Genomic DNA, 576 nt, shown 5'->3' with positions numbered 1-576 from the left:
GTCAGAGGCTCGGGAGCATGTCCGCTTCGATCAGGTGCGCCGTGAGCTGGTCCGCGAATTCCTGGGGCACCGTGACGCCAAGATTGGTCTGGAGCACCCCGCGCATCATCCAGCGCTGGAGCCATTGCTCCTCCCCCGTGACGAGCGGCATCTGCTGGCCGTCGTCGCAATAGAGCGGGGCAAGACCATAGGGCGCGAGGAAGACGAAACCATATTCATCGCGGAACAGAGTGGTGATCACCTGGGTGTTGTCGGACCCATCCGGGCCGTAGACATCGAGGGTGAAATGGAGTCCGGTCGAGCGCCCGACCTCCTTGGTCTCGGCCTGGGCATCATAGGTGTGGGCGGTCTGCGACAGCTGCTCGCGGCGCGCCGGGGTCATGATGACGAAGTTGGCGCCAGCGGGCATCGAGACACGATTGTCCTGGCCCTGCACGACCTCGATCCCGTCGGGGAGTACAGCCAACAGGAACGCGCGCAGGCCCGTCAAGATCTGGTCTTCGGTGAGGCTGACCGTGATCGCCATCAGGGCGCCGGCATCTGCCGCGTGATCGCGGCCTTGCACCAGGAGCCGGT

Annotated in this window: 1 protein-coding gene; it reads right to left on the bottom strand. The window is 64.9% G+C overall.

Annotation, left to right across the window (positions count from 1 at the left end; translation table 11 throughout):
• Position 1: 1 nt before the first annotated feature.
• Positions 2–576: phage neck terminator protein (locus tag ACTIMO_RS17215; RefSeq protein WP_448183212.1), on the bottom strand; the 575-nt coding region annotated here is incomplete at its 5' end.

Source organism: Arthrobacter sp. CP30 (assembly GCF_053470025.1).
Note: the sequence above shows the minus strand (reverse complement) of the source record. Positions and strands in the feature narration are given on the sequence as shown.